Origin of the sequence: Streptomyces griseorubiginosus (genome assembly GCF_036345115.1) — a bacterium.
GTDB classification, from domain to species: Bacteria; Actinomycetota; Actinomycetes; order Streptomycetales; family Streptomycetaceae; genus Streptomyces; species Streptomyces griseorubiginosus_C.
The window spans coordinates 6,381,092-6,395,897 of record NZ_CP107766.1 but is presented as its reverse complement, the minus strand read 5'-3'; the positions used below and the strand labels follow the sequence as shown (position 1 = coordinate 6,395,897).

The 14,806-nt window shown below is 73.1% G+C and carries 13 protein-coding genes; 3 read left to right on the top strand and 10 right to left on the bottom strand.

Going from position 1 to position 14,806, the window contains the following annotated elements:
• Position 1: 1 nt before the first annotated feature.
• The 3 genes from OHN19_RS28935 to OHN19_RS28925 form a co-directional block, all read right to left on the bottom strand.
• Positions 2-355, bottom strand: a complete 354-nt coding sequence (locus OHN19_RS28935) for a histidine triad nucleotide-binding protein (RefSeq protein ID WP_330267003.1) — start codon at positions 353-355, stop codon at positions 2-4.
• Positions 356-386: 31 nt separating this feature from the next.
• Entirely contained in the window at positions 387-3,545 is a 3,159-nt protein-coding gene (locus OHN19_RS28930; protein WP_419249540.1) for a S41 family peptidase, read from the bottom strand.
• Between the two features lie 102 nt (positions 3,546-3,647).
• Positions 3,648-4,181: a hypothetical protein gene (locus OHN19_RS28925; RefSeq protein ID WP_330267001.1), complete on the bottom strand. Its 534-nt coding sequence runs from the start codon at positions 4,179-4,181 to the stop codon at positions 3,648-3,650.
• 81 nt (positions 4,182-4,262) lie between these two features.
• Here OHN19_RS28925 and OHN19_RS28920 point away from each other — a divergent pair, with 81 nt between their 5' ends.
• Positions 4,263-4,652: a hypothetical protein gene (locus OHN19_RS28920; RefSeq protein WP_330267000.1), complete on the top strand. Its 390-nt coding sequence runs from the start codon at positions 4,263-4,265 to the stop codon at positions 4,650-4,652.
• On the opposite strand, the gene OHN19_RS28915 is transcribed toward OHN19_RS28920, so the two are convergent.
• The 5 genes from OHN19_RS28915 to hrcA form a co-directional block, all read right to left on the bottom strand.
• A complete protein-coding gene (locus OHN19_RS28915; RefSeq protein ID WP_330266999.1) occupies positions 4,594-4,986 on the bottom strand; it encodes a VOC family protein in 393 nt (130 codons plus the stop codon). The genes OHN19_RS28920 and OHN19_RS28915 overlap by 59 nt on opposite strands.
• Positions 4,987-5,003: 17 nt before the next feature.
• Positions 5,004-5,753 carry a 16S rRNA (uracil(1498)-N(3))-methyltransferase gene (locus OHN19_RS28910; RefSeq protein WP_330266998.1) on the bottom strand — a complete coding sequence of 250 codons (750 nt, stop codon included), beginning with the start codon at positions 5,751-5,753 and terminating at the stop codon, positions 5,004-5,006.
• On the bottom strand, positions 5,750-6,826 hold the full coding sequence (locus OHN19_RS28905; RefSeq protein ID WP_330266997.1) for a nitronate monooxygenase: 1,077 nt from the start codon (positions 6,824-6,826) through the stop codon (positions 5,750-5,752). Before OHN19_RS28905 ends, OHN19_RS28910 begins: the two co-directional genes overlap by 4 nt.
• Before the next feature lie 165 nt (positions 6,827-6,991).
• Positions 6,992-8,131: a molecular chaperone DnaJ gene (gene dnaJ / locus OHN19_RS28900; RefSeq protein ID WP_330266996.1), complete on the bottom strand. Its 1,140-nt coding sequence runs from the start codon at positions 8,129-8,131 to the stop codon at positions 6,992-6,994.
• Positions 8,132-9,148 (bottom strand): heat-inducible transcriptional repressor HrcA, encoded by a 1,017-nt coding sequence (hrcA, locus tag OHN19_RS28895; RefSeq protein WP_020136235.1) that lies wholly within the window; start codon positions 9,146-9,148, stop codon positions 8,132-8,134. It abuts the gene before it with no gap.
• A 153-nt stretch (positions 9,149-9,301) separates the two neighbouring features.
• On the opposite strand from hrcA, the gene OHN19_RS28890 reads away from it, so the two are divergent.
• Together OHN19_RS28890 and OHN19_RS28885 are read left to right on the top strand one after the other, a co-directional pair.
• Positions 9,302-10,033 carry an MBL fold metallo-hydrolase gene (locus OHN19_RS28890; RefSeq protein WP_330266995.1) on the top strand — a complete coding sequence of 244 codons (732 nt, stop codon included), beginning with the start codon at positions 9,302-9,304 and terminating at the stop codon, positions 10,031-10,033.
• Between the two features lie 31 nt (positions 10,034-10,064).
• Complete coding sequence (locus OHN19_RS28885; protein WP_330266994.1) at positions 10,065-10,871, top strand: DUF3097 domain-containing protein; 807 nt, start codon at positions 10,065-10,067, stop codon at positions 10,869-10,871.
• Between the two features lie 110 nt (positions 10,872-10,981).
• Here OHN19_RS28885 and hemW read toward each other — a convergent pair whose 3' ends face one another.
• Together hemW and OHN19_RS28875 are read right to left on the bottom strand one after the other, a co-directional pair.
• Positions 10,982-12,214, bottom strand: coding sequence for a radical SAM family heme chaperone HemW (gene hemW, locus OHN19_RS28880; RefSeq protein WP_330266993.1), 1,233 nt, complete (start codon positions 12,212-12,214; stop codon positions 10,982-10,984).
• Positions 12,215-12,245: 31 nt separating this feature from the next.
• On the bottom strand, positions 12,246-14,765 hold the full coding sequence (locus OHN19_RS28875; protein WP_330266992.1) for a SpoIIE family protein phosphatase: 2,520 nt from the start codon (positions 14,763-14,765) through the stop codon (positions 12,246-12,248).
• Positions 14,766-14,806: the final 41 nt, after the last annotated feature.

Below are 14,806 nucleotides of genomic sequence, written 5' to 3'. Positions count from 1 at the left end.
ATCACCCGGGGGGCCACTGGAGGCCGCGGCCGCCGATCACATGGGCGTGGGCGTGCCAGACCGTCTGGCCCGCGCCGCTGCCGGTGTTGAAGACGGTCCGGTAGCTCTCCAGCTTCTCGTCCTCCGCGACGGCCTGGGTCTCGCGCAGGACGTCGGCGGCGAGCTCCGGGGCGCCGGTCGCCAGGGCGGCGGCGTTCTCCCAGTGGGCCTTGGGGATCACGAGGACGTGGGTGGGGGCCTGGGGGTTGATGTCCCGGAAGGCGACGGTCGTCGCGGTTTCCCGGACGATCGTCGCCGGGATCTGGCCCGCCACGATCTTGCAGAACAGGCAGTCGTCCTGGGGTTCCCCAGCCATGTCGTTCCTTTCGTCGCGGGCCTGAGGCATCTTAACGAGGCGTCGCCGGTGGAGTCTTCGCAGGACTGGCCTCCAGGGCCTCCAAAGCGATCCGCACCGCCTCGTCGAGCTGGGCGTCCCGGCCCGCCGCGTAGTCCTGGGGCCGTTGCAGCACCTCCACGTCGGGGTCGACGCCGTGGTTCTCGACGCCCCACTCGTAGCCCTCCAGCCAGAACGCGTACTTCGGCTGGGTGATCAGCGTGCCGTCGACCAGGCGGTAGCGGCTGTCGATGCCGATGACACCGCCCCAGGTGCGGGTGCCGACCACCGGGCCGATGCCCAGCGCCTTGATCGCCGCGTTGACGATGTCGCCGTCCGAGCCGGAGAACTCGTTCGCCACCGCGACGACCGGCCCCCTGGGCGCGTCCCACGGGTAGCTGTACGGCCGCATCCCGCGCGGTACCGCCCAGCCGACGATCCTGCGGGCCAGCTTCTCGACGACCAGTTGGGAGGTGTGGCCGCCGCGGTTCTCGCGGACGTCCACCACGAGGCCCTCGCGGGCCACCTCGACGCGCAGGTCGCGGTGGATCTGGGCCCAGCCCGGGGCCTGCATGTCCGGGACGTGGAGGTAGCCCAGCCGTCCGCCCGACTTCTCGTGGACGTAGGCGCGGCGGTCGGCGACCCAGGCGTGGTAGCGCAGCGGCTCCTCGTCGGCGATCGGTACGACGACGGCGTGCCGCAGTTCGCCGCCGCCGGACGGGGAGATGGTCAGCTCGACCGGCTTGTCGGCCGTACCGACGAGGAGCGGACCCGGGCCGGTGACCGGGTCGACCGGGTGGCCGCCGACCGCGACGATCGCGTCCCCGGCACGGACCGCGACACCGGGTGCGGCCAGCGGGGAGCGGGCGTGGGGGTCGGAGGTCTCGGTCGGCAGGATGCGGTCGATGCGCCACAGCGCCGATCCCCGCGGGCCGTCCTCGTGGCGGGAGATGTCGGCGCCGAGGAGTCCCTGCCGGGGTCCGTGCCCGTGGCCTCCGCGCGGGGTGACGTAGGCGTGCGAGGTGCCGAGTTCGCCGTGCACCTCCCACAGCAGGTCGACGAGGTCGTCGTGGGTGGCCAGGCGGTCCAGGACGGGGCGGTAGCGGTCGAGGACGCCGTCCCAGTCGACACCGCTCATGTCGGGCCGCCAGAACTGGTCCCGCATGATGCGGCCGGTCTCGTCGTACATCTGCCGCCACTCGGCCGACGGGTCGACGGTCTGGCGGATCCGGCCCAGGTCGACGCTGATGTTGGTGTCGCTGTCGTCGTCGTTCGAGGCACGGCGGTCGCTCGGTACGACCTTCAGGCGGCCGTCGGTCCACAGCAGCACCCGCTTGCCGTCGCCGCTGACGGCGAAGTGGTCGGCGTCGCCGGCGAGGTGCTCCAGGCGCTGCTGGGCGAGGTCGTAGCGCTGGAGGTCGGTCTTGGGGTCGGGGTCGTCCGGGGTGGCCCGGGAGGCGCCGAGGACGCCCTGGACGGGGTGGCGCAGCCACAGCACGCCGTCCTTGGCCGCGCGCAGGTTGGAGTAGCGGCCGGCCTCGACCGGGAAGGGCACGATCCGGTCGGCGAGGCCCTCCAGGTCGACGCGGGTGGTCGGGGTGCCCTCGCTGTCGGGCGTCTCGTCCTTGTCGGGGGTCTCGAAGGGGCGGCCGTGACGCTGCGGGCCGAACGGGGACGGGGTGGTCGCGGCGAGGGTGATCAGGTGCGGGCGGTCGCCGACCACGAAGGCGAGGTCGAAGACGTGCTCGTCGTAGACCGGGTCGAAGGAGCGGTTGGACAGGAACGCCAGGTGCTTGCCGTCGAGGGTGAAGGCGGGGGCGTAGTCCTGGAAGCGGAGCGGGGTCGCCTCGGTGACCGAGAGGTCGGTGGCGTTGGCGAGGCGGAGCTGGGCGAGCGGGCCGGGGCCGGGGTGCGACCAGGCGAGCCAGGCCGAGTCGGGCGAGAAGGTCAGGCCGCGGACGTCGCCGTCCTCGCTGCGGTCGACCTCGCGGACCTCGCCGGTCTCCCGCTCGACGAGCAGCACGCGGCCGTCGTGCGCGGCGACCGCGGCCCGGCTGCCGTCGGGGGCCATCGCGAGGCCGAGGACCCGGCCGAGCTGTCCGGCGGCGAGGCGGCGCGGGGTGGCGCCGGGGGCGAGTCCGGTGGCGGGCGCGAACTCCAGGGCGTCGTCGCCCTCCGCGTCCGTCACCCACACCACCCACTCCTCGCCCTCCGTGCGGAAGGTGCGCGGCAGCCGGGCCCGGACACCGGGTTCGACGGCGAGGGCGCGGGCCGGTCCGGCGCGGTGGGTGACCCAGTGGACGGCTCCGCGGACGGCGACCGCGCTGCCGCGCCCGGTGTGGTCGGGGGCGGCCGAGCCGAACCAGTGGGCGGCGTTGACCGGGAACGGCTGCCGGTCGGCGCGCTGGCCGCCGAGCCGGACCTCCAGGCGGCGGGGTTCGGCGCCGTCGAGGTCGTCGAGGATCCACAGCTCGCCGGCGGAGGAGTAGACGACGCGGGTGCCGTCGCCGGCCGCGTGCCGGGCGTAGTAGCCGTCGAGCGGGGTGTGGCGGCGCAGGTCGGAGCCGTCGGCGAGGGAGGAGTAGAGGGCGCCGGTGCCTTCGTGGTCGGAGAGGAAGGCGATCCGGTCGCCGGCCCACACCGGGTACTCCAGGTTGCCGTCCAGGTCCTCGTGCAGCCGTACGAACTCGCCGTCGCCCTCGCGGTCGATCCACAGCTTGCCCGCCGTACCGCCCCGGTAGCGCTTCCACCACGCGGCCTCGCGGCCCATGGGAGCGGACAGGAGCACGGTCGCGGGGCCGTGGGCGACATGGCCGACGGGCCCGTAGGGCAGGGTGGTGCCGGGGCCGCCGTCGAGCGGGACGGTGTGCGCCCAGCTGCGGCGCAGGCTGGCCTGGCCGTGGGTGGTGATCGCGAGGACCTCGCCGTCGGGGGTCCAGCCGCGCACCTGGGTGCGGGAACTGCCCCAGTGGGTCAGCCGCTTGGACGGGCCGCCGTCGACCGGGGCGATGTGCACCTCGGGGGCGCCGTCGCGGGTGGAGGTCCAGGCGACGGTGGTTCCGTCGGGCGAGATGCGGGGGTGGGTGACGGGGACGTTGTCCGCGCTGACCCGCCAGGCGCGCCCGCCGTCGAGCGGCGCGAGCCACACGTCGTCCTCGGCGGTGAAGGCCACCAAGTCGCCCTGCAGATGCGGAAACCGGAGATATGCAGACGTCGCAGGCTGTGTCACCCGATCACCCTATGCACGCGCGGTCGCCGTGCACAGGGGTTTCGATCACTTGCCGTCGGGCCAGCACTGCGGGTCCCGCTGGCACCAGATGGTCTTCGTGACGGTCACGGTGACGGTGGGGCCGGGCTGCCGGGGGTTGTTGACGGGCGGGGTCGGGGTGGCATTGCAGTCCCCGAGCCCGCTCACCCGGAACCACTGCTTCCCGCCCACGGTGGCGGTCAGGTCCCCGCGCACACACGCGCCGCTGACGGTCCGGGTCACCTTCCCCTTGACGGTGATGTCCTTGCCGTCCCGCGTCTTGCCGTCGCAGTCGACCGTGGCAACGGCATTCACACTGGCACTCGGCGTCCGGCCACCGTCGTCGTACGAGGCCGTACAGGTCAGCCAACTCACGTCGGCCTTCTGCCGGTCGAGCTCCTTGGTGACCAGCTGGTCGGTGGTGTAGGACACGGTCGCGGAACTGACCACCCCGGTCGGATCACAGGCGGAAACCCCGCCCACGGCCAGCACGGCCACCCCGACCACACCCGCCACTCGCACCCCGCGCGGCCGACGCCAGTCCCGCCTCAACGCCACCATGGGGGGCAGCCTGCCACTGTCCCGCCCCGGAGGATAGGGCGCATACGGCCACCCGCGCGCCGGTCGGGCTACGGTGGGCCGATGCGCAAGGACCACGCGACGCGACGGCTGGTCGTGGACGACCGGACCTACCTGTGGAACCTCCGGCACAAGCACCGGGACGGCGACGTCTGCCGTGACGTGCTCCACCTGGTCCTCGACGGGGCCCGCACCCGGATCGTCTTCCGGCAGGGCGAAGGCCGGGGCATCTCCTGCTGCCACGCGCACGACGGCTTCGTGGCGACGGGCCCTGGCAAGTCGCTCAACCTGCACGAGCCCGGCACCGTACGCCGTCTCGTCGAGGAGGCGACGGAGCGCGGACTCCTGCCGGGAGCCGAGGAGTTGGACGGCTGGGAGCTGTTCGACGCGGTGCTCAGCCGCGCAGCAGCAGCCACTCCTGCAACTCCACCAGGTTGCCCTCCGGGTCCTTGAGGTGGGCTACGCGCATGCGGTCCGTCATGGGGGCGGGGCCGTGCAGGAGGGTGGCGCCGCGGGAGGCGATCTGCTCGCAGTAGCTGTCCAGGTCGTCGATGCGGAGCACGACCAGGGAGCGGTGGCCGGTGGCCGTGTCGCCCAGTTCGTCCAGGACCTCGGCCATCATCGAGCGGTCCTGGAGCGCGATGCCGGCCGAGCCGGTGGCGGGGCTGAACTTCTCGTACGGCCCGTCCGCCGCCCCCGACTGGGGCTTGAGGCCGAGGACCTCGGCGTAGAAGCGGTAGCAGGCGGCGAAGTCGGTGACGAGCAGGCGTACTTGGGCGAGTTCCACGGGCGTTCTCCCAGGGGTCAGGACCAGCGGCCGGTGCGGCCGAGGAGCAGGGCGGTCGCCGCGGTCCCGGCGGTCGAGGTCCGCAGCACGGTGGGCCCGAGGACGTAGGCCCGCGCTCCGGCCTCCTCGAAGAGCGCCAACTCGTCCTTGGCCACGCCCCCTTCGGGCCCGACGACCAGCACGATCTCACCCTCGGCGGGCAGTTCGGCGGTGGCCAGCGGCTCGCTGCCGCGCTCGAAGTCGGAGTGCAGCACCGCGGCGAAGTCGGCTTTGGCGAGAAGTGCGGCAACCTGTTTGGTGCTCGCCGCGTCCGCGACCTCCGGGAACCGGACCCGCCGGGACTGCTTGCCGGCCTCGCGGGCGGTGGCCCGCCACTTGCCGAGCGCCTTCAGACCCCGGTCGCCCCGCCACTGGGTGATGCAACGGGCCGCCTGCCACGGCACGATCGCGTCGACACCGACCTCGGTCATGGTCTCGACCGCGAGTTCACCGCGGTCACCCTTGGGCAGGGCCTGCACGACGGTGATCCGGGGGGCGGGCTCCGGCTCCTCGGCGACGGAGGCCCACCGGACGACCAGCCGGTCCTTGCCCTCGGCGGCGACCACCTCGCACACGGCGTAGCGCCCGGCGCCGTCGGTGAGGACGACCTCCTCGCCGGGCTGGAGCCGCTTCACGGAGACGGCGTGGCGGCCTTCGGGCCCGTCGAGGACGTACTGTCCGCCGCCGCCCGTGTCGAAGTGCTCGACCACGAACACCGGAGCGGTCATCGCAGGCCTCCCTTGGCCGACAACGCTGTCTGGGCGTCCGCGAGTTCGGCCGCGAGTATCTCCACGAGCTGCCCCGCGGGCAGGTCGCGGGCCATGCGGTGGCCCTGTCCCGCCCACAGCGCCATGCCCTGCGGGTCCTTGGCCTTGGCGGCGGCCTTCCGCAGCGGCGCGGTGAGGTGGTGGACCTCGGGGTAGGCGGCGGGCGCGTAGGGGCCGTGCTCGCGCAGGAAGCGGTTGACCAGTCCGCGGGCGGGACGGCCGGAGAAGGCGCGGGTCAACTCGGTGCGGACGTAGAGGGGGTTGGTCAGCGCCTGCTTGTGCACGTCGGGGGCGCCGGACTCGTGGGTGGCGAGGAACGCCGTGCCGAGCTGGGCCGCGCTCGCGCCCGCGGCGAGGACGGCGGCGATCTGGCTGCCGCGCATGATGCCGCCGGCGGCGACGATCGGGATGGTCACGGTCTCGCGGATCTGCGCGACCAGGGACAGCAGTCCGAGGCCGGAGCCGTCCTGCTCGGGGATGTCCCGGTGGGTGCCCTGGTGACCGCCGGCCTCCACGCCCTGCGCGATCACCGCGTCGGCGCCCGCGTACTGGACGGCGAGGGCCTCTTCCGGGGTGGTCGCGGTGACCAGGGTGAAGGTGCCGGCCCGGCGCAGCGACTCCAGGGCCTCGGCGCTCGGGATGCCGAAGTGGAAGGAGGCCACGGGGACCGGGTTGTCGAGGAGTACGGCGAGCTTGGCGTCGTAGCCGTCGTCCCGTCCGCTGTCGGGGTCGCCGAGCTCGGTGTCGTACCAGCCGGCCTCACCGGCGAGCTGGTGGGCGTAGACCTCGACGGCGGCGGGGTCGGCATACTCGGGCTGCGGCATGAAGAGGTTGACGCCGAAGGGGCGCTGGGTGAGCCCGCGCAGCTGCTTGATGTCCTGGTACATCCCGTCGGCCGTCTTGTACCCGGCGGCCAGGAACCCGAGCCCACCCGCATCGGACACGGCGGCGGCGAGCTGCGGCACGGAGACGCCGCCCGCCATGGGGGCCTGCACGATCGGATGAGGGAAGAGATCGGTCAGTGCGGAGGACATGACGGCATGTTGTCACGTCCTCCGAACAAGTCCGAATCCGACCTTCACACCACTCACGTACGCCCGTTGAACGCGTCCTTCAACCGCGAGAACAGCCCTTGCTGCCCCGGCTGACTGTGTCTGCCCGGGGGACGACCCCCGGACCCCCAGCAGCCAGCCCGCAGCCTAGGTACGCCCGTTGAACGCGTCCTTCAACCGCGAGAACAGCCCTTGCTGCCCCGGCTGGAACTGCCCCGTCGGCCGTTCCTCGCCCCGCAGCTTGGCCAGCTCGCGCAGCAGGCGTTCCTGCTCCGGGTCCAGCTTGGTCGGGGTCTGGACCTCGACGTGGACGATGAGGTCGCCCCGGCCGCCGCCGCGCAGGTGCGTGACACCCCGGCCGTGCAGCGGGATCGACTGGCCGGACTGGGTGCCGGGCCGGATGTCGACCTCCTCCAGGCCGTCCAGCGTCTCCAGCGGCACCTTGGTGCCGAGCGACGCCGCGGTCATCGGGATGGTGACCGTGCAGTGCAGGTCGTCCCCGCGCCGCTGGAACATCGCGTGCGGCAGCTCGTGGATCTCGACGTAGAGGTCACCGGCGGGACCGCCACCGGGACCGACCTCGCCCTCGCCCGCGAGCTGGATCCGCGTGCCGTTGTCCACACCGGCCGGGATCTTCACGGTGAGCGTGCGGCGCGAGCGGACCCGGCCGTCGCCCGCGCACTCCGGGCACGGGGTCGGGACGACGGTGCCGAAGCCCTGGCACTGCGGGCAGGGGCGCGAGGTCATGACCTGGCCCAGGAAGGACCGCGTCACCTGCGACACCTCACCGCGACCGCGGCACATGTCACACGTCTGCGCGGAGGTCCCCGGCGCGGCACCCTCACCGCTACAGGTGGTGCAGACGATCGCCGTGTCGACCTGGATGTCCTTCGTGGTGCCGAAGGCCGCCTCGTCGAGCTCGATCTCCAGGCGGATCATCGCGTCCTGGCCGCGCCGGGTCCGCGAGCGCGGACCCCGCTGCGAGGCCGTACCGAAGAACGCGTCCATGATGTCCGAGAAGTTCCCGAACCCACCGGCCCCGAAGCCGCCCGCGCCACCGCCGCCGGCCTGCGAGAGCGGGTCGCCGCCGAGGTCGTAGACCTGCTTCTTCTGCGGGTCCGACAGCACCTCGTAGGCGGCGTTGATCTCCTTGAACCGCTCCTGGGTCTTCGGATCCGGGTTGACGTCCGGGTGCAGCTCGCGCGCGAGCCGGCGGAACGCCTTCTTGATCTCATCCTGCGACGCGTCGCGGCGCACGCCGAGAACGGCGTAGTAGTCCGTGGCCACTTACGACTCCGCCAGGATCTGTCCGACGTACCGTGCCACTGCGCGTACCGCTCCCATCGTTCCCGGGTAATCCATGCGGGTCGGTCCGACCACGCCGAGCTTGGCGACTGCCTCGCCGCCCGAACCGTAGCCGACCGACACCACCGAAGTGGAGTTGAGCCCCTCGTAGGCGTTCTCGTGACCGATACGGACGGTCATGCCCGAATCCCCGGCCTCACCAAGGAGTTTGAGGAGGACGACCTGCTCCTCCAGTGCCTCCAGGACGGGCCGGATGGTGAGGGGAAAGTCATGTCCGAAGCGGGTGAGATTGGCGGTGCCGCCGATCATCAGCCGCTCCTCGTTCTCCTCGACGAGTGTCTCCAGGAGAGTGGAGAGCACTGTCGCGACCGTACCCCGATCCTCGACGTCGAAGCCCTCGGGCAGGTCCTCGACCAGCCTCGGCACATCGGCGAACCGGCGACCCGCGACCCGGCTGTTGAGCCGCGCCCGCAGATCGGCGAGCGAGGCCTCCCCGAAGGGCGCCGGGCAGTCGACCAGCCGCTGCTCGACCCGGCCGGTGTCCGTGATCAGCACGAGCATCAGTCGGGCGGGCGCGAGCGAGAGCAGTTCGACATGCCGCACGGTCGAGCGGGTGAGCGACGGATACTGCACCACCGCCACCTGCCGCGTGAGCTGTGCCAGCAGGCGAACGGTCCGCGCCACCACGTCGTCGAGATCCACGGCGCCGTCGAGGAAGTTCTGGATCGCGCGCCGCTCGGGCGCGGTCATCGGCTTGACGCCCGCCAGCTTGTCGACGAACAGCCGGTAGCCCTTGTCGGTGGGGATCCGCCCGGCACTGGTGTGCGGCTGGGCGATGAACCCCTCGTCCTCCAGGGCGGCCATGTCATTGCGGACGGTCGCGGGCGACACCCCGAGGTTGTGCCGCTCGGTCAGGGCCTTCGACCCGACCGGCTCCTCGGTGCCGACGTAGTCCTGGACGATGGCGCGCAACACCTGAAGCCTGCGTTCACTCAGCAATTCGCGCACACCTCCAGAAGTCGTTCCCTTGGCGTCTCGCCTGGCACTCTGTCCGTCCGAGTGCCAGCGCTCCCCGGGCCAGTGTACGGCGGTGGGGTACTCCCTGGGCAAGGTCGGTCCTGCGGGGCGGGTTCCTGCCGTTAGCGTCGCGGTATGACGGTGACTTGGGAAGAGCTCGGATGGGAGCGGGTCGCGACCGGCGTGGGGCGGTGCCGGCTGCCCGGCTGGGACTGTACGGCGGGCCTGGTGATCGGCGCGGGCACGGCCCTGTTGGTCGACGCGGGCTCCGGTCTCGCGGAGGGCGCCCGGCTGCGTGCCCAGGCCGAGGAACTCGCCGGCCACCGTGTGACCCATCTCGCGCTGACCCACCCCCACTTCGACCATGTCTTCGGGGCGGCGGCGTTCGCGGGGGCGGAGGTGTTCGGCGCGGTGGGCGCGGAGACGGTGCTGGCGGGACGCCTGGGCCGCGCGGAACTGCGGGCGGACGCGGTGCGCAACGGCCTGGACCCGGCGGTCGCCGACGAGGCGGTGGACGCCCTCGTCGCCCCCCGCCATCACGTCTCCGGCGAGTGGACACTCGACCTGGGCGACGGCCGCCAGGTCCTGCTGGCCAACGTCGGCCCCGGCCACACCGCCCACGATCTCGCGGTCCTCGTCCCCGGCTCGCCGGAGGTGGTCTTCTGCGGCGACCTGGTCGAGGAGTCGGGCGAACCGCAGGCGGGCCCGGACGCCGTACCGCCGCACTGGCCGGCCGCCCTGGACCGCCTCCTCGACCTCGGCGGCGAGGACGCGCTGTACGTGCCCGGTCACGGAGCGGTGGTCGACGCCGCGTTCGTACGGGCGCAGCGGGACGCGCTGGCGAGGCGTTTCGGCGTGTCGCGTTAGCCGACGGCGGGCTTCTCCTATCGTCATCCGAATGCGCCAGTACTCCGCCGACCTGACCCCTCCGTGGAAGAAGCCGAAGCCCGTCCCCGAGGTGCCGGCGGAGCCCGGCCTGGTGGTCGAGGAGCCCGGCACCGGCTTCTGCGGCGCGGTGATCCGCTGCGAGGCGGGCACGGTGACCCTGGAGGACCGCTTCGGCAAGCACCGAGTCTTCCCGCTGGAGCCCCGCGGTTTCCTCCTGGAGGGCCGGGTGGTGACCCTGGTCCGGCCTGCGGCCGCGTCTCCCGTACGACCGTCCCGTACCGCTTCCGGCTCGGTGGCCGTCCCCGGCGCACACGCGCGTGTGGCCCGCGCCGGCCGTATCTACGTCGAGGGCCGCCATGACGCGGAACTGGTCGAGAAGGTCTGGGGCGACGACCTGCGCATCGAGGGCGTGGTCGTGGAGTACCTGGAGGGCGTGGACGATCTCCCAGCGATCGTGGCCGAGTTCGCGCCGGGCCCGGACGCGCGGTTGGGCGTCCTGGTGGACCACCTGGTGCCGGGCAGCAAGGAGTCCCGGATCGCCGCGTCGGTGACCAGCGAGCACGCGCTGGTCGTCGGGCACCCGTACATCGACATCTGGGAGGCGGTGAAGCCGTCGTCCCTGGGCATCGAGGCGTGGCCCCGGGTACCGCACGGCCAGGACTGGAAGACGGGCGTGTGCAAGGCGCTGGGCTGGCCGTCGGAGAACACGGGCGCGGTGTGGCAGGCGATCCTGAAGCGGGTGAACTCGTACAGGGACCTGGAGCCGGAGTTGCTGGGAAGGGTGGAGGAACTGATCGATTTCGTCACAGCTCAGTGACGCTCCCCAGGGGCGCGGGGCTGTATCGATATGCGGCTCCGCCGCGTGGGCGCGACCAGCCCCAACGCACCCGCAGCCGCCCGACGACGCAGCCCCCACCCCGTAGGCGCTCAGTCCACCAGGTCCCGCACCACCGCATCCGCCAGCAACCGCCCCCGCAGCGTCAACACGGCCCGCCCCTCCTCGTACGGCCCGGTCTCCAGCAGCCCCTCCCCCAGCGCCCGGCGGGAAGCAGCCAGCCCCTCCTCGCGCAGAAGACCGAGCGGCACCCCCTCCCGCAGCCGCAGCTCCAGCAGGATCCGCTCCACCCGCCGGTCCTCCTCCGAGAGCAGCTCACGACCCGCCCCCGGCGACTTCCCCGAAGCCAGCGCCGCCGCGTACGCGCCCGGGTGCTTCACGTTCCACCAGCGCACCCCGCCCACGTGCGAGTGCGCCCCGGGACCGGCCCCCCACCAGTCCGCGCCCCGCCAGTACAGCTCGTTGTGCAGGCAGCGGCCCGCCTCCGAGGTGGCCCAGTTCGACACCTCGTACCAGTCGAACCCGGCCCCCGCCAGCACCGAGTCCGCGATCAGGTACCGGTCCGCGTGCACGTCGTCGTCGGTCATCGGGACCTCGCCCCGGCGGATGCGCCGGGCCAGCTGGGTGCCCTCCTCGACGATCAGCGCGTACGCCGACACATGGTCGGGACCGGCCCCGATCGCCGCCTCCAGGGACGCCCGCCAGTCGTCGTCGGACTCCCCCGGGGTGCCGTAGATCAGATCGAGGTTGACGTGCTCGAACCCCGCCGCCCGGGCCTCCGCCACGCACGCCTCGGGCCGCCCGGGGGTGTGCGTGCGGTCCAGCACCTTCAGTACGTGCTGTCGCGCGCTCTGCATGCCGAAGGACACCCGGTTGAAGCCGCCCTCGCGCAGGGCGGAGAGGTACACCGGGTCGACGGACTCCGGGTTCGCCTCGGTCGTGATCTCCGCGTCCTCGGCCAGCCCGAACTCGTCGCGGATCGCCGCGAGCATCCGTACGAGATCCCCGGCGGCCAGGAGCGTCGGCGTACCGCCCCCGACGAACACCGTCCGCACCGGCCGCGGGTCGTCGCCCAGCACCTTGCGGGCCAGCCTGATCTCGTCGATCAGGGTGTCCGCGTAGTTGTCGCGGGAGGCCAGCACCCCGCCCGTGCCGCGCAGCTCGGTCGCCGTGTAGGTGTTGAAGTCGCAGTAGCCGCAGCGGGTCGCGCAGTAGGGGACGTGCAGGTAGAAGCCGAGGGGGCGGTCGGCGGAGCCGGTGAGCGCGGACGCGGGGAGCGAGCCGTCGTCGGGGACGGGTTCGCCGTCGGGGAGTGCGGAGGGCATGTCCTCCATTGTCCAGCACCCCGGCGGGGACCTACTCCGCCTGGAGCACCAGCAGCGCCAGATCGTCCTCCGGCGGGCGCGCCCCGAACTCGTGCACCAGCCGCTTGATCCGCTCCGCGATCAGCTCGGCGTCGAGGCCCGCGCAGCCCGCGAGCGCGTCCGCGAGCCCGTCCTCGTCGTCGAACTGCCGGCTGCCACTGCGCCGCTCGGTCACCCCGTCGGTGACGCACAGCAGGCTGTCGCCGGGCCGCAGCTCGAAGGTCTCGCTGGTGTACGTCTCGTCCTCGACGACCCCGAGCAGGGTCTGCGGGCGGGCTGCCGTGCGGACCTGGCCGCCCGCCCCGAGCAGCAGGGGCAGCGGGTGGCCCGCGGAGGCGAGGGTGCAGCGCACTCCGCCGTCGAAGGGCACGAGCTCGCCGTAGAGGAGGGACAGGAAGCGGGTCTGCGGTCCGTCCCCGGGGTGCGGGGGGCGGCCGCCGGCGGAGGCGAGGGCCCGTGCCGCCGCGTCGGCGGCCTCCGTGGCGTCGTCGAGGAGCAACTGGTTGAGGCGGTCGAGGACGTCGGCGACGCGGTAGCCCTCGCGAGCGAGCAGCCGGAGCCAGGGGCGGGCCAACCCGATCACCACGGCGGCCTCGGGGCCCTTGCCCTGCACGTCACCGACGGCGAAGCACCAGCGGCCGTCGCCGGCCGGGAAGAGGTCGTAGAAGTCGCCGCTGGGCCCGCCCTTGTCGCACGGCTCGTACACCAGGGCGCTGCGCACGCCGGGTATCTCGGCCACGGCCCCCGGCAGCAGCCCGCGCTGGAGCACCGCGCTGATGGTGGCCTGACGGGCGTACTGACGGGCAGCCCCGATGGCAAGCGCGACCCGCCGGCTGAGGTCCTCGACAAGCCCGGTGATCTCATCGGGAAACCCGGTCGGCCCGGCCCGCCCGATCACCAGGGTGCCGAGTGGGCGGCCGCCTGCGGTGAGGCGGTAGGCGAGGGCGGAGCCTTGTGAGGGGGTGGGGGTGGGAGGGGAGGCGGACCCGGAGCCGGGCGAGGGGCCGGGGCCCTGCGCGGAGGCGGGCGTGGAGCCTGGGCCTGAGCCGTGCGGGGAAGCGGGCGTGGAGCCTGGGCCTGAGCCGTGCGGGGAGCCTGGGCCTGAGCCGTGCGTGGAGCCTGGGCCTGAGCCGTGCGGGGAAGCGTGCGAGGAGGTGGATCCAGAGCCGGGCGAGGGGTCGGACCCGGCGACAGGCCAGGAGCCGGGCCCGGCGGCGAGCGGGGAGCCGGACCCGGCGGCGGGCGCGCCGAGGGCCTCCGTCGGCCAGGGGAAGGTGACCGGGCCCACGCGGTCCGGGCCGCCGGGCAGTCGTGGTGGCTCCTTCTCCAGCACCCGTTTCAGGTCCTCGATACGGCTCTCGCTGCTGTGCCACACCCGCGCCAACCGGGGTCCCGGCGCACCGCTGTCGCCCCAGCCCCCGCCGCTGTCCCCCTCACCCGGGCGGGAGGAACCCCAGCGCCCGGCGACCTCGTCCTCCAACCACACCGCACACCAGTCGGCCAGCCGCGGCACGATCAGCTGACCGGCCAGCGCGGCCACGAGGTTCTCGTCCAGCTGCCCGGCGAGCAGGTCGGACGCCTCGGCGAGGAAGGAGAGGGCACCGCGGTTGAGCCAGTCACGGTCCTGCTCCCAGGCCGGAACTGCGGTCGAGGGTGAAGCCGAGGGCATGGTCGGGACCAGGGACGCTACCGAGGACGGAATCGAAACCGAAACCGCGGCCGAGAGCACACCCGAAGTTGATTCCGCGGCCGAGAGCGAGGGCGCACCCGAAGTCGATTCCGAGGCCGAGAGCGAGGGCGCACCCGAAGTCGATTCCGAGGCCGACGCCGAGCCGGACCCCGAACCCGCGGTGGACGCCGAGCCGCCTGCCAGCGAGGCCACCGAACCCGATCCCGGCGCCGGCCCCGACGGCTCGCTCGGTGTCACCGCCCCCTCAGGCGCGAACACCCCCCGCCCACACAGGTCCCCGTCCTCCCCCGCATACGCCTGGATCCCGTCCACCGCCTCCTTCCCCCCGGCCGGCACCCGTGCCCACACCGTCTTGGCGCCCGTCCGATACGTGATCCCCCAGGACTCGGCGAGCGCGGCGACGAGCCGCAGTCCGCGCCCGTACTCCGGTATGCCGTAGGGCGTCTCGGTGTCGCCGTCGCGCGGGGAGCGCGAGGGGTGGTGGTCGAGGACCTCGATGACGAGGCCACCGCTGTGCGTCTCCAGCCGGCAGTCCAGCTCCACCTCGGTGCCGGCGTGCACGACGGCGTTGGTGACCAGCTCGCTGACGACCACCACGGCGTCGTCCGACTGCCGGTCGGTGAGGAACTCGGTGCCGGGCAGGGCGAGTTCGGCCCATTCGCCCAGCGTGGCCCGTAACAGCGCCCGGGCCCCGCCCGGAGTGAGCGGACTGCCGGGGAAGGTGGCACGGACGCGCGCCGCGGCGGGCGCCCCACCGGCGCCGGGCGCACACGTGTCGGCCCCACGGGCAACGGGTTCCCGTTGCGCAGGAATGGCCCCCATGTCCGTCTCCCCGAGCAGTTCGGACGATTACGCCTCTCGAT